We start from the raw sequence: 21,536 nt of genomic DNA on the forward strand, positions 1-21,536 counted from the left end.
GATTCGAAATGCGCCAAGGTCTTTTTGCTTCACCTCGCCCCGACAATCTCGGCCTGCATGATGGCATGCTGGCTCCGGCCCCCAGCACCCCCAACGGGGTCAGTTCCCAGGCCACTGACAGCAAGCATTATGTCGCGCCACTCCCGATGCCGCAGGATTGCTGCGTCAGTGCGATGGAGAAGTTGCACGGCATCATAGAATCGATGGGTCATGCTGAAATCGTCAGCGAAGATGGCGGCTATCTGCACGCCGAGTTCCACACCCCCGTGCTGGGCTTCGTCGATGATGTGGAAATCGTCTGCAACGAAGAGGAGGGGGTCTGTCATGTGCGCAGCGTCTCGCGCAGAGGGCATTCCGATCTCGGCAAGAACCGCCAGCGGGTCGAGGACATTCGCCAGCGCCTGGAAGGCTGGGGCTACTGCAGCTGACGCTTGTCGATGAACCTGAACCTGAACCTGAGCTTGAATCCAGGTCTCGGGCGTCGCCCGGCAGGCGAGAGAAGATGACTCACCGCATGACGCCCACCACGTCCCTCATTGCTTGAACTGCACAGGATGACGTTCACCACCCCGGTCCGCCTTGTCGAGGCGCCGGGGTTTTTCATGCCAACTCTTGGCAAGGTCGGCGTGATTTCCCGCAAGACCCCTGCCAAACAGTGAGCGAACGCTACCCAGCCAAGGTCGCCTTTGCTACTCTGGACGCGATACATGAGACGCATGATTGCATCGATCTGTATTGTGTTTTTTGCAATACAGTGATGCGTCGTACGCTGGCAGGATTCCGCATGATCGCCACGCCTCCGGGGCAACCCCGGTGCTTTCAGTCATCATCAGCACGACTTCCGCTCCGTGATCGATGATGTCTCTCGGTTGGATGATGTCTCTCGGTTGGATGATGTCTTTCGACAGGATGATGTCTCCCCGACTGAAAGCCTCCAAGACAAGATGTGCGACGCGTGAATCACCCTTGACCATCGCTGGACACCAGCCCCCGCTAAACAGAGATCCATGAACGATTCCGTCCCCGCAGCGGGCTCCGCTCCCGCTGCTCACGATTTGCCCAACGAAAATTCGCTCAAGCGTGGTGACATCAAGGTACTCGGTCTGTCCGCTCTCGGCGGCGCCCTCGAGTTCTATGACTTCGTCATCTTCGTGTTCTTCGCCACCGTCGTCGGCCAGCTGTTCTTCCCGCCCGACATTCCCGAGTGGCTGCGTCAGGTGCAGACCTTCGGCATCTTTGCCGCCGGTTATCTGGCGCGCCCGCTGGGTGGCATCATCATGGCCCACTTCGGCGATACGCTGGGCCGCAAGAAGATGTTCACGCTGTCCATCTTCATGATGTCGCTGCCGACCCTGCTGATGGGCATGCTGCCGACCTATGCCGTCATCGGCATGTGGGCGCCGCTGCTGCTGATCATCCTGCGTCTGTTCCAGGGCGCGGCGGTCGGCGGTGAGGTGCCGGGTGCCTGGGTGTTCGTCAGCGAGCACGTCGCACCGCGTCACAATGGTCTGGCCTGCGGCACGCTCTCGATGGGTCTGGTGGGTGGCATCCTGCTCGGCTCGCTGATGGCCAGCGCCATCAACAGTGTCTACACCCCGCAAGAGGTCAGTGATTTCGCCTGGCGGATTCCGTTCATCATCGGTGGCGTGTTCGGGCTGTTCTCGGTCTATCTGCGTCGCTGGTTGCACGAGACGCCGGTATTCGCCGAGATGCAGCAGAAGAAGGCGCTGGCCGCCGAGCTGCCCTTGAAGATGATCCTGCGGGAACAGCGTCCGGCGATTGCCGTGGCGATGGCGGTCACCTGGATTCTGACCGCTGCCATCGTGGTCGTGATCCTGATGACGCCGAGCCTGATCGCGGGCCTCGAGGGCCTGAGCCGTGCCGCGGCCTTCTCCGCCAACAGTCTGGCGATCGTGGCGGTGTGCATCGGCTGCATCGTCTCCGGTTACATGGTCGATCGCATCGGCGCCGGCGTCACCCTGGTGCTGTGGAGCGCCTTGTTGGGCATCACCTACTGGGTCTTCCTCGCCACCATGCACTCAGACCCCAGCCTGCTGGTGCCGCTCTACTGCTTGACCGGCTTCAGCGTCGGCATCGTCGGCGCGGTGCCGAGCATCGCGATCCGCGGCTTCCCGCCGGCGGTGCGCTTCACCGGCCTGTCGTTCTCCTACAATGTCGCCTACGCCATCTTCGGTGGCTTCACGCCGATTCTGGTCTCGCTGATGATGACCGTCTCGCCGCTGTCGCCGATCTGGTACGTGGCGGCGCTGTCGCTGATGGGCGTGGTGCTCGGCCTGTGGCTGGCGATCAGCCCGCGTGGCCGCGAACTGATGCGCATCGTCTGATCAGCGTATCCGGCATCGCAGGATGAGAGGCAGGCCCTTGTGGCCTGCCTCTGCCTGAAAACGCGCATCACCCTCTGGGTGGTGCGCGTTTTTCGTTTGGGCCGGCGCCACGGCGACGCTAGGATAGAGCCATTCATTGTCTCTTCCGCGCAGCGGCTTGCCACGGCCACGATGGCCGGGTTGTCACTCCCAGCAGGATGCCCGCATGTTTACCGTTCTTCACGCCAATCACCTCGAGGACCTGCGCGATCTGGCCCTCAAGGTGATCAAGGCCGCGCCTCAGCCTCCGCTGGTGCCGGAAACCTTCCTCGTCCAGTCCAACGGCATGGCCCAGTGGCTGAGATTGTCATTGGCCGAGGCCGATGGCATCGCCGCCTCGGTGGATTTTCCACTGCCCTCAAGTTTCGTGTGGCGTGCCTATCGCGGGGTATTGGGTGGCGTGCTGGGCGACGAGATTCCGGAGCTGTCGCCCTTCGACAAGGGCCCGCTTGCCTGGCGTCTGCTGCGCCTGCTGCCGGGGCTGCTGGCCGATGAATCCCAGGCCGAATGCTATGCGCCGCTCAGGGATTACCTGTGCCGCGACGAACGTGGCCAGTTGATCGAGGCGGTCGGTGAGGACGCATTGCCAGCGCTGCCCGAAGGCCCGGAGGCCGAACGTCAGCAGTGGCAGCTGGCCTGCCAGCTGGCGGACCTGTTCGATCAGTACCTCAACTATCGCCCCGAGTGGGTGCGCAGTTGGGAGAGCGGGCTTGAAGACGACAACTTCCGGGATGCCTTCGCGCGCCAGCAGGCCGCAAGCGAGCTGCCGGCCAATCTGCTGCCCGACAACCTGCCGGACAGCCAGCAGTGGCAGCCGGCACTTTGGCGCGCGGTGCTGGCCGATGCGCCATCCAGCAGCCGCCAGCATCACCGCGCCGCCCTGCATGGTCGCTTCGTCGCGGCGGCGCGCGCGCTGGAGACACTGCCCTCGACACGCCGTCATCCGCTGCCGCCACGCCTGTTCGTGTTCGGTATCTCGGCGTTGCCGGGCCAGACGCTGGATGCGCTGCATGCGCTGTCCGGTGTGATGGACATCTACCTGATGATCACCAATCCCTGCCGCCATTACTGGGGCGATATCGTCTCCGACCGTGAAGCCGTGCGGCGCAGTTCGCGAGCAGACAGCCAGCGCATGGACAGCGAGCGCCTCGCGCAACAGCGTGCCCGTCATCCCGAGGCGCCGGCGCTGATCGGGCTGGCGGAGGAGGAGTTGCACCTCAAGGCCAACCCGCTGCTGGCAGGGCTTGGCGCACAGGGGCGTGACTTCATCGTCAGCCTGTATGAATTCGAGAGCGCGCTGTCGGGGCGTGACAGCGGCTTCGATCTCGAGCTGGACGTCTTCGTGCCGCGCATCAGCGAGGACACGCCACCCGAGCAGGCGCCGCTGCTGCAGCAGATCCAGGACGAGATACTCGAACTGGTCCACCCCGGCGAGCGTGCGCTGGCCGAGGGCAGTCCGCGGGCGCTCGCGGCCGATGACGACTCCATCAGTCTGGTCAGCGCTCACTCGGCGCTGCGTGAGGTCGAGATCCTCCACGACCGCCTGCTGGCGGCCTTCGAGCGGGCCCATGACGCCGAGAAACGTGGCGAGGGCGAGCCGCTGCGGCCGCGCGACATCCTGGTGATGGTGCCGGACATCGACCGATATGCCCCCTATATCGAGGCGGTGTTCGGTCAGCTGCCGCCGGGCAATCCACGCCATATTCCCTTCACCATCGCCGACCGCGTGGCCAGTCAGGCCAACCCGCTGCTCGGGCTGGTGCTGATGCTGCTGGAACTGCCGGAGCGCCGCCTCGGCGTCAGCGAGGTGCTGGATGCGCTGGATGTCGCCGCCTTCCGGCGTCGTTTCGCCATCGAGGAGGGCGAGCTCGAGCGTCTGCGGCGCTGGCTGGCCGACAGCGGCGTGCGCTGGGGACTCTCCGGTGAGCACCGGGAGCAGCTCGGCTTCATGCCCCTCGACGAGAACAGCTGGCGCTTCGGCCTCGAGCGCATGCTGCTGGGCTACGCTACCGGCGCCCCGGCGGCCGGCTCCCCGACGCAGGGGGGAGTTGGCGATGAGCAGAGCGCCGACCTGATGGATGGCCAGGTGGATGATCTGATGGACGGCCTTGTCGACATGAACGGCCTGAGCTTCGACGGCGTGGTGCCCTTCGATGAAGTGGCTGGTCTCGAGGCCGAGCTGGCAGGCAAGGTCGGCGAGCTGATCGAAAGCCTGGATCGCTGGCGGCGCTGGCTGGATACCTCGCGCACGCCGGCGGATTGGGCCACCACGCTGCAGCGGCTGTGGGAGGAGAGCCTCAGCCCGGACAGCGCCGAGGAATTCGACATTCTGGCGCGTCTGCAGGCGGCGCTCTCACGCCTCGACAAGGGCTGGCAGCAGGCCGGTTTCGAGGGCTGCCTGTCGCTCAAGGTGGTGCGCGAGGCGCTGCGCGGCGAGCTGGACAGCGGCGGTCTCGCCCAGCGCTTTCTCGCCGGGCGGGTCAACTTCGCCACCCTGATGCCGATGCGTGCGATTCCCTTCCGCGAAGTGCACCTGCTGGGCATGAACGATGGCGACTATCCGCGGGTGCGCATGCCGCAGGATTTCGACCTGATGGCCAGCCGCCCGCAGGCGGGCGACCGTTCACGCCGCGACGATGATCGCTACCTGTTCCTGGAGGCGCTGCTGGCGGCGCGGGATCGCCTGTCGATCTCGTGGGTCGGGCGTGACCAGCGCGACAACGGCGAGCGGCCGCCCTCGGTGCTGGTCGGTGAACTGCTCGACTACATCGAGCTGGGCTGGGAGCCCGAGCAGCCGCACTCCGCCAAGCGTTCGCGGGAGGCGGTGCTGCGTGAGCGGCTGATCACCGAGCACCCGCTACAGCCGTTCTCGCGGCGCTATTTCCATGCCTCCCAGGCGGCGGCCGTCGATCTGTTCAGCTATGACGCCAGCTGGTCGAGCCTGTATCGCGCGGCGGGTCAGGCTCAAGTGACTGAAACACTTCAGGAAAACCCAAGCAATGCCAGTCAGGTGAAAGCGGCGGCAGCAACTGCCTTGAAGCAGCTGGTGGAGCAGGCGCCGGAGTTCCATCTGCGCCTCGGTGCCGATTCACTGGCGCGCTTCCTGCGCCGCCCCTGGCAGCTGGGGCTGGACCGCGTCGGCGTGCGCTTCCGCGATGCCGAGGTGCCGGATGAAGACAACGAACCCTTCGCCCCCGACGGGCTGGAGAACTTCACCCTGACTCGCGAGCTGCTGGACGCCGCGCTTGCCGGGCAGTCACTGCCGCTGGCCGCCGAACGTCTGCGCCGGGCCGGGCGGCTGCCGGCGCTGGGCTTTGCCGATGCCTTGATCGAACCGCGCCTCAAGCGTCTCGACCAGCAGTTGGCCAGCTGGCGTGACCAGCTCAGCGATGCCCTCTCGCTGCCGCCGCGCACCCTCGAGGTACCTCTGGTGATGCAGGATGAAGGCGGCGAGATGCTGCGCGTGACCCTCACCACGCGTCTGATCAGCCGTCAGCAGCTGCGCGATGACGCCGAGGGCGAAAGCCGCCTGCTGGCCACGCTGGAGGCGACCCACTTCGGCACCCTCAAGCCCGGCAAGGAAGGGCGCTACAAGAAGCTCGGCAAGCCGCATCGTCTGCTGGCCGGCTACCTCGACTGGCTGATGGCCAACGCGCGTCCCGGCCTCGGGGAAGTGGCAGGTGATCAGGGCGCAAGCCGTGAGGGCTATCAGTGGCTGGCGGTGTTCGAGGACCGCTGGCTGCTGTTCCCCGCGCTGCGCATCGAGCAGGCCGAGGCCGCGCTGCGCCATCTCGTCAAGGCCTATGCCCAGGGCTGGCAGGCGCCGCTGGCGGCCGCGCTGGAACTGGCGACCACCCTCTGGGAGGTGGTGGGCGAGGAGGATCGCAATGCCTTGTTCGGCGCGCTCAAGGCGCAGGCCGCTGACGGCAGCGCAAACCTTGAGACGGCGCTGGCCGCCATTCACAAGCCCTGGCTTGGTGAGAGTCTGACGCGTGCCATGGAAACCCGCTTCAGCGAAGACATCTTCAAGGGCCCCCAGGCGCTCAGACGTCAGGAAGGCGCACTGGGCGAGCTGTGGCCGGAGTTCGAGGCCTTTGCACAGGCCGGCGGCGTGCTCAACAGCGTGCAGCTCTATCAGCCACTGATCGAGAGCATGATCGGTGTGCGGCAGGGCATTCTCGGCGAACGCGCGGTGGAGCTTGCCACCGGGAAGGCGACGCCATGAGCGATACCAGGGTGGAAGACATGCGCGGTGTGGAGAGTGGCGTGAGGAGTGGCATCGCTCAGGACAAGGAAGCGGCAATGAGTGACGAGATGGATCAGAGCCAGCAGGGCCAGGCCCTCGATATTCCGATGCTGCCCCTGCTCGGTCAGCACCTGATCGAGGCGAGTGCCGGCACCGGCAAGACCTTCACCCTCGCCGCGCTCTACGTGCGGTTGGTGCTCGGGCCCTTGCCCGGCCAGGACGCGGGCGTCTGCTATCCGCGCCCGCTGACGCCGCCGGAGATTCTGGTGGTGACCTTCACCGAAGCCGCCACCGCGGAGCTGCGTGACCGCATTCGAGCGCGCCTCAAGCAGGCACGAGAGGCGCTGCTGGAGCGTGCCAGTCCTGATCCGGTGCTGGCCGAGTTGCTCGCGCCGCTGCTGACACCATCACCTGCCGAGGACGCACCGCGCCTCAAGGCTGCCGCGGCACGGCGCCTCGATCAGGCCGCGCGCCTGATGGATGACGCCGCCATCTTCACCATCCACGGCTTCTGCCAGCGCATGCTCAGCCGGCATGCCTTCGATGCCGGCGGGCGCTTCGGCGCCGAGCTGTTGCAGGACGGCCAATCGCTGCTGGCGCGCTGCGTCGAGGATTACTGGCGCTGCGAGTTCTATCCGCTGGCCCGCGAGTGGCAGGCGTTGATCCGTGGGCGCTGGGCCGGGCCCGACGCGCTGGGTGAAGAGCTGCGCGGCCTGCTGCGGGATGGCACGCCACGCCCGCTGTACCGCGACGGCGAATGTCTTGAGGCCCCGCATGACCTGAGCGAGCTGCTCGGCAATGCCGAACAGTGGCGTCAGCAGCAGGAGGCCGCCCGGCGCGCCGTCGAGGAAAGCTTCGATGAGGCGGCCATCCGCGCGGTGATGGGCGAGGCCTTCGCCAGCAAGGCGCTCAACGGTAACAGCTACAAGGAGGCCGAACTCGAGCCTCGCCTGGCGGCGACGGCCGCCTGGTTGGCCAGCGGCGAGCACGACTTCGCCGCCGACATGCTCGACAGCAAGAAGCTGTGCTGGCTGAGTCAGGCCAAGCTCGAGAAGGGCACCAAGAAGAACTGCCAGACGCCGCGCCATCCCTTCTTCGAGGCGCTGGACATGCTGGCCGAGGTGCCCGCCCCGGACGCCGTACTGCTGGATCAGGTCGCCGTGCATGCGCGTGACAGCGTCGCCCGCGCCCTGATCTGCGAGAAGCGCCGCCTCGGGCTGTGGGAATTCTCGGACCTGCTCAATGATCTCGATCACGCACTGGACCCGACGCTCAATGGCGAGGCCAGCCAGCGTCTGGCGCGCCAGATCCGTCAGGAGCTGCCGGTGGCGATGATCGACGAATTCCAGGATACCGACCCGGTCCAGTACCGCATCTTCCGGCGCATCTATCCGCAGACGGCGGGCGATGCTCCGTCCGACGACGATGCCATCGGCAACGATGCCGTCAATGGCAATGCTGGCGAGGCGCCCAGCACGCTGTTGATGATCGGTGATCCCAAGCAGGCCATCTATGCCTTCCGCGGCGCCGATATCGACACCTATCTGGCGGCGCGCAAGGTCACCAGCTCGCGCTTCACCCTGCCGCGCAACTTCCGCTCCAGCGCCGCGATGGTATCCGCGGTGAATGCCCTGTTCGCCCAGCATCAGGCGCCCTTCGGCAGTGAGGACATTCCCTTCCAGCCGGTCGAGGCCCAGGGCACGCGCACCCGGCTGGTGCTGCGTCATGCGGATGGCCGCGAAGAGGCCGCCTGCGCGCTGAATCTGTGGTGGGCCAGCGGTGAGCGTCTGAGCGCCGATGACCATCGCCGCGCCATGAGTGGTGCCTGTCGCGCTCAGATCCAGGCCTTGCTGGAAGGACAGCAGCGTCTGGCGGCGGGCGAGCCGGGGCTGGTGTTCATGGACGAAGGGGATGCGACGCCACGTGGCGTGGTCGCCAGCGATATCGCCGTGCTGGTGCGCAATGGCCGCGAGGCCGCAGCGGTGCGTGGCGCGCTGGCCGAAGGCGGTATTCGCAGCGTCTATCTGAGCGAGAAGAGCTCGGTATTCGACACGCCGGAGGCCTTCGAGCTGCTGCAGCTGTTCGAGGCTGTGGCCCATCCGCGTGATGACCGCCGCCTGCGCGCGGCGCTGGCGACGCGGCTGCTGGCCGAGGATCTCTCGCTGGTCGAACGCCTCGCGGTGGATGAGCTGGCCTGGGAGCGTGAGGTCGAGCGCTTCGATGGCTATCACCGCGACTGGCAGCGGCGCGGCGTACTGCCGATGCTGCGCGGCGTGATGCGTGACTTCCGGGTCGGAGAGCGGTTGGCGGCGCGCGCCGGGGGTGAGCGTGCCCTGACAGATGTGCTGCATCTGGGTGAGCTGGCCCAGAATGCCGCCCAGCGCCTCGATGGCGAGCAGGCGTTGCTGCGCTGGTGGCATCAGGCGCTGGAATCCGGCCATGAAGCGCTGGACAGCGACAGCCTCAGTCAGCGGCTGGAAAGTGATGAGGGGCTGGTGCGCGTCGTCACCATCCACAAGTCCAAGGGGCTTGAGTATCCCATCGTGCTGCTGCCGTTCATGGCCAGCTTCCGCGCGGCCGAGCCGGACAGGAATTTCGGCCTGCTGACCCTCAAGCAGCGCTGGCTGGCTTCGGCTGACGTGGAAGGTGATGACGAGGGAGGCGATGACGAGGAAGACGATAACGAGGAAGTGCCTGCTCGGGGAGTCGATCAGGAGGATGACGCTCTCGATGACAGCATCCTGGTCAAGAAGCCCTCTAGGGAGGCCATCGCGGCGGCCGATCATGCACGGCTGATGGAAGATGTGCGTCTGCTCTACGTGGCGCTGACGCGTCCCAAGTTCGCCTGCTGGCTGGGGCTGGCGCCCATCGGCAAGGGCGGTTTCAGCAAGCAGCTGAGCCTGCCGTCCACCGCCGTCGGCTACCTGCTCGGCCTGAGTGACACCCCGGATATCGAGGCCAGCGCCATCGAGGCCGCGCTGCACGGCTGGTGTGATCAGCAGTCTGCCGGCCTGGCGCGTGTTTCCGGCCTGCCCGCACCAGCAGGCCACGAATATCAGCCCCCGGCGGAGCGCGATCAGCACTTCCACGGCGCGCGCCACTTCGCGGGTGGTATCGAGGATGACTGGTGGATCGCCTCCTACACCGCCTTGCTCACCGATGCCCGTCAGGTGACGGCGGCGCTGGAAGACACCGCCGATGCCGCGGATGACCGCGTGCCCGAGGGCGCCACCGAGATCGCGCTGGAAGAGGGCGAGCAGGGCCTGACGCGCCCGGACCGCGAGGTGGCCGGGCAGTCCGGCCCGCTGCTGGCCGGCGGCCTGCCGATGACGGTGGGCGAGATCCATCTGCATGATTTCCCGCGCGGACCGCGCCCGGGGACCTTCCTGCATGGCCTGCTGGAGGCGGTCGATCTCGATCGCCTCGGTGCGGATGACTATCGCGGCGAGCTTGAACGGCTGGTGGGCTCACGGCTGCATTTCGGTGGCTTCGATGCCAGTTGGCAGCCGCGCCTCACCGACTGGCTGGAGCAGGCGCTGACCCGCCCGCTGCAGGGCTTCGAGGGCGAGCCTATCCTGCTCAACCGGCTGGAGGCCTGGCTGCCGGAGCTGGAATTCTGGCTGCCGGCCGTGCACGCACGCAGTCTGCCGCTGGATGCCGTGGTCACCGCGCTGGAACCGTTGCCGCGCTCACGTCCCAGACTCGCGCCACGTCGCATGCACGGCATGCTCAAGGGCTTCATCGATCTGACCTTCCAGTCCGGCGGGCGCTGGTACGTGCTGGACTGGAAATCCAACTATCTGGGCGAGCGCCCCGAGGATTATCTTGGCGAGGCACTGGCCCGCGCCATGGTCGAGCACCGCTACGACCTGCAATACGTGCTCTATACCCTCGCGCTGCATCGTCTGCTCAAGGCGCGCCTCGGTGAGGACTACGATTACGAGCGCTGCATGGGCGGGGTGCTGTATGTCTTCCTGCGCGGCCTGGATGCCGGCGGTGATTCACCCGCGCTTGCGGTGGACGCCGAGGGGGAGACGCCCGGAATGGCGACGCCCGGCGTCTTCCAGCGCCGGCCATCACAGGCGCTGATCGAGGCGCTGGATCTCTGGCTGGGTGGCGACAGCTCCGCATTGGATAGCCTGCTCCTCAGCACCAACGACACCTCGCCACTCACGCAAAGCGGCCAGCAGGGGGCCTTCGATGTCTGACACCATGTCTGTGCCAACGCAGCAGTTCAGCGCTGCCCCTGACGCCCCGACTGCCGACACCCTGCTCGCCACGCTCGGCCTGTGGGTGGAGCTGGGCTGGCTTAGGCGCGTCGATGCCCATCTGGTGCGCTTCATGGCGCGCCATGTGCCGGAGGCCCCGGCCAGCGTACTGCTGGCGGCCGCGCTGGCCAGCCACCAGCTGGGGCGCGGGCATGTGTGCCTGTCGCTGTCGCGGGCGCTGGCCGAGCCACGTGCGACCCTGTCGCTGCCGCCGCTGGAGCAGTCCGAGGCGCATCTGGCCGAGGTCAGCGTGGCCCTGCCGGAGTCCTTCCTGGCGGATCTCGATGCCGGGCGCTGGGCCGAGCAATTGGCGGCATCGCGGCTGGTCAGCGTACTGGCGCAGGCCGACTCCCCGGCAGGCCATCTGCCGCTGCGCCCGCTGGTGCTGGTGGGCGAGCGCCTCTATCTACGCCGTTACTGGCAGGCCGAGCGTGAAGTCGCGGCGGGGCTGCGTGCACGGATGGGGCCGAGCGAGGAGGGCGAGACACGGGTCAGCGATGCGCTGGGCGAACGTCTGCGCGAGCTGTTCGCCAGCAATCAGCCGGACCCGCACGGCGAGCCGGACTGGCAGAAGCTGGCCTGCGCCCTGGCGCTGCGTCAGCGCCTGACGGTGATCTCCGGCGGCCCCGGCACCGGCAAGACCACCACCGTCACGCGCCTGTTGGCGCTGTTGCAGGCTCAGGCGCTGGCGGGTGGCGCTGACGGTGCAGAGGGCGAGGTGGAAGGTGATGAGACAGCCCAACCGCACGAGCGGCGGGCGCTGGATATCCGCCTGGTCGCCCCGACCGGCAAGGCGGCGGCGCGGCTGTCGGAGTCGATCCGGGGGGCGGTGGCGAAGCTCGAGGTGCCAGACGCGGTACGCGCCGCCATCCCGCGCGAGGCAAGCACCGTGCACCGCCTGCTGGGCGCACGTCCGGATTCGCGCCATTTCCGCCATCACGCCGGCAACCCGCTGGCGCTGGATCTGCTGGTGGTGGATGAAGCCTCGATGGTCGATCTCGACCTGATGGCGGCGCTGCTCGGCGCGCTGCCCGCTCATGCCCGTCTGATTCTGCTCGGTGACAAGGACCAGCTGGCCTCGGTGGAAGCCGGCGCCGTGCTGGGCGATCTCTGCGAGCATGCGCTGCCGCCGCGCTACTCGCCGGCGCTGTGTGAAGATCTCACCCGCCTGACCGGCGAAACGCTGGAGCAGGCCATCGCCGTGCCTGATGGCCAGGACTTGGAGGAAACATCAGCGACACGTGGCCGACTCGCCGATCACGTGGTGGTGCTGCAGAAGAGCTATCGCTTCTCTGCCGACAGTGGCATCGGCGCCCTGGCTCGTGCCAGCAACGCCGGGGATCGTCAGGCGCTGCGCGAGGTATGGAAGGCCGGTTATCGCGACATCGCCTGGCTCAAGCTCAGTGGCCCGGAGGACCGCGATCTCGAGAAGCTGGTAGTCAACGGCTACCGCCCGGCGCTGGAGGCCGTGCGTGAGCGGCGCCCGGCGCGTGAGGTGATCGACCTGCTGCTCGAGTTCCAGCTGCTGTGCGCGCTGCGCCGTGGCCCTTACGGCGTCGATGGCCTCAACCAGCGCGTGGCGCGGGTGCTGATGCGGCGCGGCCTGATCGCCGACGAGCGCGGCTGGTACGCCGGTCGCCCGGTGATGGTGACGCGCAACGACCGCGCGCTGGGGCTCTACAACGGCGATGTCGGCATCACCCTGCCGGACCCCGCTGCCGGGGGGCGCCTGCGCGTGTTCTTCCCGGTCGAGGAGGAGGCGACGCCAGACACCGAGCGTGATGGGCAGGACACCGACATCCAGCGCTTCCACCGTGGCGTGCGCGCGGTATTGCCGTCACGCCTCGAGGCGGTGGAGACCGTCTTCGCGATGACGGTCCACAAGTCGCAGGGTTCCGAGTTCCGCCATGTGTTATTCGTGTTGCCTGAGGGCGCCAATCCGATTCTGACCCGTGAGCTGGTCTACACCGGCATCACGCGGGCCAAGTCGCGGGTCACGCTGGCGGGTACCCGCCGCGAGACGCTGGAAGGCGCCATTGAACGACGCGTGGTGAGAGCCAGCGGGCTGGTGCTCTAGGCCGGACACCGACGGATGATCGTCATCTCCGGCTCCGCCGCGCTCGACGGGAGGAGGGGACATGACGGATGTCAGCAGCCGCGTGAAGGAAAGGGCGCGGCAACAGAGCGAGATGCATGCCGTGGCGCTGGCCACGGCGGCCAGTCAGCTCAAGGACCCGCAGGCGGCGGTGGCCGAGCTTGCCCGAACGCTTGATCTGGCGCTGGGAAGTCGTGTGCGGCTCGGCGGGGTGCTGTTCTTCTGCTCGGCGGATTATCCGCTGGCGGCATTGGGCCAGGCGCTGGCAGCCACCTTCGCCGAGGTGCCGGTGAGCGGCTGTACCACCGCCGGCGAGATCACGCCCGAGGGCTATGCGCGCGGCTCCATCACCGCCATCGGCCTGGCGCGCAGTGACTTCGCGCTGGCCCAGGTGCTGATCGATGATCTGAGCGGTTTCGATCTTCCGCGGGCCCAGGCGCAGAGTGATGAGTTGCTGGCGCGCTGTCGCGAGCAGGCCGTGGCGCCGGTGATGGGCAACAGCTTCGCGCTGACGCTGCTCGATGGGCTCTCGAGCAGCGAGGAGCAGGTGCTGGCGACGCTGGATGCGGCGCTGGGCAGCATTCCCGCCTTCGGTGGCTCCGCCGGAGATGACAATCGCCTGTCGCACACCTATGTCTACGCCGACGGCGTCTTTCATGATCAGGCGGCGGTCGTGGTGGTGGTCAATACGCGGCTGCCGTTCGAGGTCATCAGCACCCATCACCTCACGCCGCTGGCCGACAAGCTGGTGGTGACGGCGGTGGATCGCGATTCGCGCCGCGTGCTGGAGCTGAATGCCGAACCCGCCGCCGAGGAGTACGCCCGGCTGGCCGGCGTCGCCCCCGAGGCGCTGGAGGAGGCGGTCTTCGCGCGTTGCCCGCTGGCGGTGCGCATCGGCGAGGCGCATTACGTGCGCTCCATCCAGCGCGTGAATGACGATGCCAGCCTGAGTTTCTACTGCGCGGTGGAGACCGGCATCGTGCTCACCGCCATGCAGGCCACGCCGATTCTCGAGCAGCTCGAGCAGCGCCTGGCCGAGGTGGAGGCGCGCCTGGGGCCGCCCGCGCTGACCATCGGCTGCGACTGCTTCCTGCGGCGCATGGAGATCGAGGCGCTGGCACTGGAGGATGAGGCCTCGCGCATGCTCAGGCGGCACCGGGTGATCGGCTTCAATACCTACGGTGAGCAGCACCACGGCATGCACATCAACCAGACCTTCACCGGCGTGGTGATCGGCCAGCGCCGCTCGGTTGCCGACGGCACGGGAGGACAGGATGTCGCCTGATACGCCGCTGACCGAGCAGGGCTTGCTGATCAGGACAGCCCCCCTGACCGAGCCGGATGCCCAGGCCGAGCCGGACGCTCTGACTCAGACGGACGCTCAAAGCGCCGAACTCGCCGCCCTCAAGGCACGCAATCGCCAGCTGGAGAAGATCAACGCCGCTCTGATCGAGCGGGTCGAATCCAGCAGCCCTTCACCGAGCGCGCCCTACGCCGCCTTCGAGCATGCGGTACTGCTGGCGGATCAGGTGCGCGAGCGTACCGATGCTTTGCATCGCACCCTCGATGAGCTTGGGGCGCTCAATCGACGCCTCACCGCCGCCAAGGCCGCCGCCGAGGCGGCCAATCACTCCAAGACCCGCTTTCTCGCCGCCATCAGCCATGACCTGCTGCAACCCCTGAATGCCGCCCGGCTGTTCGCCAGCGCCCTGGAAGAGCAACTGGCGCGGCTGGCGCTGGATGCTTCCCTGCCGGGCGATGCCATTTCTGACGTCACGCCGGGCGATGCTACGCCGGGCGAGCTGGTGGCGCGGCTGGGGCGCTCGCTGGCAGATGTCGAGAGTCTGCTGGGCACGCTGGTCGATATCTCGCGGCTGGATGCCGGCGTGCTGACGGCGGATGTCGCCATCTTCCCGGTGCGTGAACTGCTGGATGTGCTCGCCGAGGAATATCGCCAGCTGGGCGCCGCCCGTGGGCTCGAGCTGCATTACGTGGCCAGTCATCTGAGTATCGAGTCGGACCTGCAATTGCTGGCACGAGTGGTGCGCAACTTCCTGAGCAATGCGCTGCGTCATGTACCGGATGGCTCGACGCGCGGGCGGGTGCTGCTGGGGTGTCGGCGTCGCGGTGACTGGCTGGAGATCACCGTGGCCGACAACGGCCCCGGCATCGCCGAGCATCAGCGCGAGGTGGTCTTCCAGGAATTCCGACGGCTGGCGCCGCGCCAGGACAACGAGCAGCGCGGCCTCGGGCTGGGGCTGGCGATCGTCAAGCGCATCACCGGCCTGCTGGAGCACCCCCTGTCGCTGACCAGCACGCCGGGGCGCGGCGCCGCCTTCGCGGTTCGCGTGCCGATTCGTCAGCCTGCCAGTGTGGAGGGGCCAGCGGCTGACGCGACTTCTCCCGGCCAGCCTTGCGCGTCACCGCTCGCGCAGCCGCTGCTCGATACCGTTATCTGGGTGGTCGAGGATGATCGGGAGGTGTGTGCCGGCATGCAGTCATTGCTCGGGGGCTGGGGCGCGAGTGTTTACTGCGCCGATGATGCCGAGGTGCTGTTGCAGCAGGCCGTGGCCGCGCCGCAGGTCTTGATCGTCGATCATCAGCTTGGGGAAGGGCAGCCCGATGGCCTGGAGCAGGCGCAACGCCTGCGGCAACGCTGGCCGGGCTTGCCGGTGGTGGTGATCAGCGCGGACCACTCGGCGCCGCTCAAGGCCAGGGCGCGTGCGCTCGGTTTCGGTTTTCTGCTCAAGCCGGTCAAGCCACTGCGCCTGCGCCAGTTGCTGGTCAATTGTCGCTAGCCGCTTACAGAAGTGCTGGAAGAGATGCTGGAAGAGATGCTGGAAGAGATGCTGGAAGGGGGGAGAAAAAGAGAAGCTGGAAAGGGGGAGGGGCTGCAAAAGACAATGGCAAATAGGCGTCCGCCACGGGGGTGATTGAAGGAGTCTATCGAGCACCACGCTTATTTTTAATGAGAATCAATGGCATTTGGTGTGTATGCTGATCACATAGCCTCCCGCATATTTCTTTATCTGTTCGCGGGTCATTGATCTGGCAGGTTTCCCCCCCATGCTGAATGTCATGTCCGATAAATCCGTACGTCATGCCGCAAGCATGTCACTGGGCAGCGAAGGCGACGCCTCTGCTGCCGGTGGTGCACACACAGCTTCCCCTGTCCGTCTCGCTGACCGCCTGCGCCGCGCCTTGCCATTCCTCGGCCCGGCGATGATCGCCGCCGTCGCCTATATCGACCCGGGCAACTTCGCGACCAACATCGAGGCCGGCTCCCGCTATGGCTACACCCTGCTGTGGGTGGTGCTGTGGGCCAACCTGATGGCGATGCTGATCCAGACCCTGTCCGCGCGGCTGGGGCTGGCGACCGGCAAGAATCTGGCCGAGGTCATCCGTGAACGCTTCCCGCGTCCGGTGGTGTGGGCCTTCTGGGTGCAGGCGGAGATCGTCGCCATTGCGACAGATCTGGCCGAATTCCTGGGGGCGGCGCTGGCCTTCAATCTGCTGTTCGGGCTCAGCATGCTGGAAGGGGCGCTGCTGACCGGCGCCATCACCTATGCGGTGCTGGTGATGCAGCGTTTCGGCTTCCGCATGATGGAAATGATCATCGGCGCGATGATTCTGGCGGTTTCGGCGGGCTTCCTGCTCGAGATCATTCTGAGTCGCCCGCCGGTGGAGCCGATCATCTACGGTCTGCTGTCGCCGAACTTCCCGGATAGCCACGCCATCTTCCTGGCGGCCGGTATCCTCGGTGCCACCGTGATGCCCCATGTCATCTACCTGCACTCCGCGCTGTCCCAAAATCGCATCCGGGTGCGTGACAGCGGTCAGCGTCGTCGCGTGATGGGCTACTACCGGTTGGATGTCATCATCGGCATGGCGCTGGCAGGGCTGATCAACATGGCGATGCTGGTGCTGGCCGCCAAGGTCTTCCACGGCAACGGCGAGACCGGCGTAGCCTCCATCACCGAGAGCTACAAGCTGCTGTCGCCGCTGATGGGTCAGGATGCGGCGAGTCTCATCTTCGGCTTCACGCTGCTGCTGGCGGGACTGTCCTCGTCCATCGTCGGCACCCTGTCCGGTCAGGTGGTGATGCAGGGCTTCGTCAACTTCCGCATTCCGATGTGGCTGCGCCGCGTGATCACCATGGCACCGGCCATCGCCATCATCCTGATGGAGTTGCCGGAGCAGCAGGTGCTGGTCGCAAGCCAGGTGGTACTCAGCTTCGGGATTCCCTTCGCGCTGGTGCCGCTGTTGATGTTCACCGCCAACCGCCGCCTGATGGGGGATCTGGTCAATCGTCACTGGGTGACGGCCATCGGGGTGCTGGTCGCGGCGATCATCATCCTGCTCAATGGCTATGTGCTGGTCGGCGAGCTGATGTAGGCTCCATGCTTTATGCCCCAGTGCCTATGCCCTTGTGAGAGGTAAAAGCCCTGCTGGTGGCAGGCCCTCGCAACGCCCCGCTGTGTGCCTCATTCGTGAGCGCCCCGGCGGGGCGTTGCGCGTTATGGAGAGGCAAGGGGCGCGCTCGCGCCAGACACGGCAGGCAGGGCGTGGCTGGCCAGCAGAATCGCCTGTACCCGGCTGGCCACCCCCAGCTTGTGCAGGATGGCGGAGACATGCGACTTGACGGTGGTCTCCGCCACGCCCAGCTGCCAGGCGATCATCTTGTTGGATTCGCCCAGCACCATGCGCTCCAGCACGCCGCGCTGCTTGGTGGTGAGGGTCTGCCAGCGCTGCGCGAATTCCGCCTCGCTGAGGCTCGGCGCGAGTTGAGGCGCTGACGATGGCACTGGTGCTGAGGCTGATGAGGCTGAGGAAGCCGCCTGGCTCGCCAGCGGCGGACGCGGGGCGGCGCGCATCAGGCGGGCGGGCACATAGACCTCACCGGCCAGCATGCGCGCGAGCGCCTCGCGCAATACCTCCGCCGAGCTCGACTTGGAGAGATAGCCCACCGCGCCGAGTGCCAACGCCTCCAGCACCGTCTCGCGCGCCTCGTGGGCGGAGAGAATCGCCACCGGCAGCCAGTCTGCCTCCTGGCGCAAGCGCATCAGGCCTTCCAGGCCGTGGCTGTCGGGCAGGTCGAGATCCAGCAGCAGCAGGTCGAGGCTATCGGCATGCGCGTCGATGAGGCTGAGCGTCTCGGCGAGACTGGCGGCCTGCAGCAGCTCGTAGGGCGGTGCTGGGGCGTCAGCGACGCTCAGGCTCAGGGTACGACTGATGGCATCACGGAACAGCGGATGGTCATCCGCGATCAACAGACGGTACATGGAGGCTCCTGGCCGGTGGCGGGCGATATCCTGAGCATAACGTCATGGCGTGGTGTCGTGCCTTGCGGCCTTCGCGGTATGGCGGCGTTCGTTTCTCCCTCCTTTTCTCCTCCCAAGGGATGAGACGGTCTCCGCCCATGGGGGCATGTCGCGATTGGCGTCGGTGGTCAAGACTGTGAGAGTCGCCTGAACAAGTACCGCTTGATGGATCGGGCAGCGAGTCAGCGCCAACGGGGCCACTGCAGAAGGGCCAACACAGGCGTTTCGCTGACACGACAACGACTTTTCAGTAACGACAACGACTGCGCAGCAACGACAACAACAGGCCGTCGATCACGAGCGCCACTCGTGAATCCGGCCAACAGGAGTTCGCCATGATCTACGCCTCCCCGGGCAGCGCCGATGCGCTGGTCACGTTCAAGGATATCTACGGCAACTATATCGGCGGTCGCTTCGTCGAGCCGGTGAAGGGTGAGTACTTCGACAATGTCAGCCCGGTGACGGGCGAGGCCTTCTGCCGTATCCCGCGCTCGAGTGCGGAGGATATCGACCTCGCGCTGGACGCCGCCCACAAGGCAGCCGCTGCCTGGGGCAAGACCTCGGTGCAGGAGCGCTCCAACATCCTGCTCAAGATCGCGGATCGCATCGAGCAGAACCTCGAGATGCTGGCCGTCGCCGAGACCTGGGACAACGGCAAGGCGGTGCGCGAGACGCTGAACGCCGATATCCCGCTGGCGGCGGACCACTTCCGTTACTTCGCCGGTTGCCTGCGCTCCCAGGAAGGCACCGCGGCGGATATCGATGCCAATACCGTCTCCTATCACTTCCATGAGCCGCTGGGTGTGGTCGGGCAGATCATCCCGTGGAACTTCCCGATCCTGATGGCGGCCTGGAAGCTCGGCCCGGCGCTGGCGGCCGGCAACTGCGTGGTGCTCAAGCCGGCGGAGCAGACCCCGGCCTCGATTCTGGTGTTCGCGGAGCTGGTCGGTGACCTGCTGCCGGCGGGCGTGCTCAATATCGTCAACGGCTATGGGGCCGAGGCCGGTCAGGCGCTGGCCACCAGCAAGCGCATCGCCAAGATCGCCTTCACCGGCTCTACTCCCGTGGGCTCGCACATTCTCAAGTGCGCCGCCGACAGCATCATCCCCTCCACGGTGGAGCTGGGCGGCAAGTCGCCCAACATCTACTTCGCCGACATCATGAATGCCGAACCCGAGTTCATCGACAAGGCCGCCGAAGGCCTGGTGCTGGCGTTCTTCAATCAGGGCGAGGTGTGCACCTGCCCGTCACGCGCCCTGATCCAGGAAAGCATCTACGACGACTTCATGGCCCGGGTGATGGAGCGCGTGAAGACCATCAAGCGCGGCAACCCGCTGGATACTGACGTACAGGTCGGCGCTCAGGCTTCCCGCGAGCAGTTCGACAAGATCATGTCCTACATGGATGTCGCCCGCGAGGAAGGCGCCGAGGTGCTCACCGGCGGCGGCAGCGAGCAGCTGGAGAACGAGCTGGCCAACGGCTATTACATCCAGCCGACCCTGCTCAAGGGCAACAACTCGATGCGTGTCTTCCAGGAGGAGATCTTCGGGCCGGTGGTGGCCGTCACCACCTTCCGTGACGAGGCCGAGGCGCTGGCCATCGCCAATGACACCGAATTCGGTCTCGGCGCCGGTGTCTGGAGCCGCGACATGAACGTCGCCTTCCGCATGGGGCGCGGCATCCAGGCCGGCCGTGTGTGGACCAACTGCTACCACCAGTATCCCGCCCATGCCGCCTTCGGTGGCTACAAGAAATCCGGTGTCGGTCGCGAGACCCACAAGATGGCACTGGAGCACTACCAGCAGACCAAGAACCTGCTGGTCAGCTACGACATCAATCCGCTCGGCTTCTTCTAGGCCTGGCTGGCAGCGCCACCGCGACTGGTGGTGCTGCACGCCTCCCGCGATTCTTGCTTGAGAAAATGACATCGATGCCCGCGCCAGATCCGATTGCTTGATCTGGCGCAGGGCAGGGAGCGCTGCGTCTGGTTTCAATGGAGAGGCAAGCTTTGCACTGGCTCGGGCGCAGGCTCGGGCGCTGGAAAAACGCTGGCATGGGCGCTGGCGTATGCAGGCGCAAGCCCACACTCACCGGCGCAACGCTCCGCCGCAACTCTGCTGGTTCGTTTGTCTTGAATGTCCGTCTTTCTTGAATGTTCGTCAGTCTTCAATGGATGAGGAGTACGTCATGGATAACAGCATGAAAGCCGCCGTGGTACGTGAATTCGGTGCACCGCTGGTGATCGAGGAGGTCGCAGTACCGCGTCCGGGGCGTGGCGAGATTCTGGTCGAGATCGCCGCCTCCGGGGTCTGTCATACCGACCTGCACGCCGCGCATGGCGACTGGCCGGTGAAACCCAATCCGCCGTTCATTCCCGGCCATGAAGGCGTCGGCACCATCGCGGCGGTGGGCGAGGGCGTCACCCACGTCAAGGAAGGCGACCGTGTCGGGGTGCCCTGGCTCTACTCGGCCTGCGGCCACTGCGAGCATTGTCTGGGTGGCTGGGAGACGCTGTGCGAGAGCCAGCAGAATACCGGCTACTCGGTGAATGGCGGCTTTGCCCAGTTCACGCTGGCGGACGCAGGCTACGTCGGCCGCCTGCCGGACAGCGTGGGCTTCGTGGAGATCGCGCCGGTGCTGTGCGCCGGGGTCACGGTCTACAAGGGACTCAAGATGACCGACACCCGCCCCGGCCAGTGGGTGGTGATCTCGGGCATCGGCGGGCTGGGACACATGGCGGTGCAGTATGCACGCGCCATGGGCCTGAACGTGGCGGCGGTGGATGTGGATGATGCCAAGCTGGAACTGGCCCGTCGTCTGGGCGCGACCGTAACCGTCAATGCCATGAAGGAAGACCCGGCGAGCGTCATCAAGCGCGAGATCGGTGGCGCGCATGGCGCGCTGGTGACGGCGGTGTCGCCCAAGGCCTTCGATCAGGCCCAGAACATGCTGCGCCGTGGCGGCACCCTGGTGCTCAACGGCCTGCCGCCGGGCGACTTCCCGCTGCCGATCTTCTCCACCGTGCTCAATGGCATCACGGTGCGTGGCTCCATCGTCGGCACGCGCCAGGACCTGCAGGAGGCGCTGGACTTCGCCGCGGAAGGCAAGGTCGCCGCCACCGTGCAGACCGGCAAGCTCGAGGACATCAACGACATCTTCGGACGCATGATCGACGGCAAGATCGAGGGGCGCATCGTGCTCGACATGAAGGCCTGAGGCGTT

11 protein-coding genes are annotated in these 21,536 nt (G+C 66.4%); 10 read left to right on the top strand and 1 reads right to left on the bottom strand.

Going from position 1 to position 21,536, the window contains the following annotated elements; genetic code table 11:
* The first annotated feature begins 8 nt into the window (after positions 1 to 8).
* The 8 genes from R1T44_RS03980 to R1T44_RS04015 all read left to right on the top strand — a co-directional run bounded on the left by R1T44_RS03980 (position 9) and on the right by R1T44_RS04015 (position 17,388).
* Positions 9 to 428, top strand: a complete 420-nt coding sequence (locus tag R1T44_RS03980) for a DUF1499 domain-containing protein (protein WP_043333122.1) — start codon at positions 9 to 11, stop codon at positions 426 to 428.
* A gap of 579 nt (positions 429 to 1,007) precedes the next feature.
* Entirely contained in the window at positions 1,008 to 2,345 is a 1,338-nt protein-coding gene (locus tag R1T44_RS03985; RefSeq protein ID WP_317292619.1) for an MFS transporter, read from the top strand.
* Between the two features lie 205 nt (positions 2,346 to 2,550).
* Positions 2,551 to 6,609, top strand: a complete 4,059-nt coding sequence (gene recC / locus R1T44_RS03990) for an exodeoxyribonuclease V subunit gamma (protein WP_317292620.1) — start codon at positions 2,551 to 2,553, stop codon at positions 6,607 to 6,609.
* Positions 6,606 to 10,838 (top strand): UvrD-helicase domain-containing protein, encoded by a 4,233-nt coding sequence (locus R1T44_RS03995; RefSeq protein WP_317292621.1) that lies wholly within the window; start codon positions 6,606 to 6,608, stop codon positions 10,836 to 10,838. Before recC ends, R1T44_RS03995 begins: the two co-directional genes overlap by 4 nt.
* A 4-nt stretch (positions 10,839 to 10,842) precedes the next feature.
* Entirely contained in the window at positions 10,843 to 12,975 is a 2,133-nt protein-coding gene (recD, locus tag R1T44_RS04000) for an exodeoxyribonuclease V subunit alpha (protein ID WP_317292622.1), read from the top strand.
* Between the two features lie 112 nt (positions 12,976 to 13,087).
* Positions 13,088 to 14,278: a nitric oxide-sensing protein NosP gene (gene nosP / locus R1T44_RS04005; RefSeq protein WP_317292920.1), complete on the top strand. Its 1,191-nt coding sequence runs from the start codon at positions 13,088 to 13,090 to the stop codon at positions 14,276 to 14,278.
* Positions 14,268 to 15,791, top strand: a complete 1,524-nt coding sequence (locus tag R1T44_RS04010) for an ATP-binding response regulator (RefSeq protein WP_317292623.1) — start codon at positions 14,268 to 14,270, stop codon at positions 15,789 to 15,791. Before nosP ends, R1T44_RS04010 begins: the two co-directional genes overlap by 11 nt.
* A 280-nt stretch (positions 15,792 to 16,071) precedes the next feature.
* Positions 16,072 to 17,388: an Nramp family divalent metal transporter gene (locus R1T44_RS04015; protein WP_317292624.1), complete on the top strand. Its 1,317-nt coding sequence runs from the start codon at positions 16,072 to 16,074 to the stop codon at positions 17,386 to 17,388.
* A gap of 122 nt (positions 17,389 to 17,510) precedes the next feature.
* Here R1T44_RS04015 and R1T44_RS04020 read toward each other — a convergent pair whose 3' ends face one another.
* On the bottom strand, positions 17,511 to 18,275 hold the full coding sequence (locus tag R1T44_RS04020; protein ID WP_317292625.1) for a response regulator transcription factor: 765 nt from the start codon (positions 18,273 to 18,275) through the stop codon (positions 17,511 to 17,513).
* Positions 18,276 to 18,649: 374 nt separating this feature from the next.
* Here R1T44_RS04020 and exaC point away from each other — a divergent pair, with 374 nt between their 5' ends.
* Both exaC and adhP read left to right on the top strand, forming a co-directional pair.
* Positions 18,650 to 20,170 (top strand): acetaldehyde dehydrogenase ExaC, encoded by a 1,521-nt coding sequence (exaC, locus tag R1T44_RS04025; RefSeq protein ID WP_317292626.1) that lies wholly within the window; start codon positions 18,650 to 18,652, stop codon positions 20,168 to 20,170.
* Between the two features lie 331 nt (positions 20,171 to 20,501).
* Positions 20,502 to 21,530, top strand: coding sequence for an alcohol dehydrogenase AdhP (gene adhP / locus R1T44_RS04030; protein ID WP_317292627.1), 1,029 nt, complete (start codon positions 20,502 to 20,504; stop codon positions 21,528 to 21,530).
* Positions 21,531 to 21,536 lie beyond the last annotated feature (6 nt).

The sequence above is a fragment of the Cobetia amphilecti genome, assembly GCF_032923285.1.
GTDB classification, from domain to species: Bacteria; Pseudomonadota; Gammaproteobacteria; order Pseudomonadales; family Halomonadaceae; genus Cobetia; species Cobetia amphilecti.

What these genes read in the sequence shown, in the direction of transcription:
- R1T44_RS04010 (WP_317292623.1), top strand. Translation starts at nt 14,268, where the DNA reads ATGTCGCCTGATACGCCGCTGACCGAGCAGGGCTTGCTGATCAGGACA.
- recC (WP_317292620.1), top strand. Translation starts at nt 2,551, where the DNA reads ATGTTTACCGTTCTTCACGCCAATCACCTCGAGGACCTGCGCGATCTG.
- adhP (WP_317292627.1), top strand. Translation starts at nt 20,502, where the DNA reads ATGGATAACAGCATGAAAGCCGCCGTGGTACGTGAATTCGGTGCACCG.
- R1T44_RS03995 (WP_317292621.1), top strand. Translation starts at nt 6,606, where the DNA reads ATGAGCGATACCAGGGTGGAAGACATGCGCGGTGTGGAGAGTGGCGTG.
- recD (WP_317292622.1), top strand. Translation starts at nt 10,843, where the DNA reads ATGTCTGTGCCAACGCAGCAGTTCAGCGCTGCCCCTGACGCCCCGACT.
- nosP (WP_317292920.1), top strand. Translation starts at nt 13,088, where the DNA reads ATGCATGCCGTGGCGCTGGCCACGGCGGCCAGTCAGCTCAAGGACCCG.
- R1T44_RS03985 (WP_317292619.1), top strand. Translation starts at nt 1,008, where the DNA reads ATGAACGATTCCGTCCCCGCAGCGGGCTCCGCTCCCGCTGCTCACGAT.
- R1T44_RS03980 (WP_043333122.1), top strand. Translation starts at nt 9, where the DNA reads ATGCGCCAAGGTCTTTTTGCTTCACCTCGCCCCGACAATCTCGGCCTG.
- R1T44_RS04020 (WP_317292625.1), bottom strand. Translation starts at nt 18,275, where the DNA reads ATGTACCGTCTGTTGATCGCGGATGACCATCCGCTGTTCCGTGATGCC.
- exaC (WP_317292626.1), top strand. Translation starts at nt 18,650, where the DNA reads ATGATCTACGCCTCCCCGGGCAGCGCCGATGCGCTGGTCACGTTCAAG.
- R1T44_RS04015 (WP_317292624.1), top strand. Translation starts at nt 16,072, where the DNA reads ATGTCCGATAAATCCGTACGTCATGCCGCAAGCATGTCACTGGGCAGC.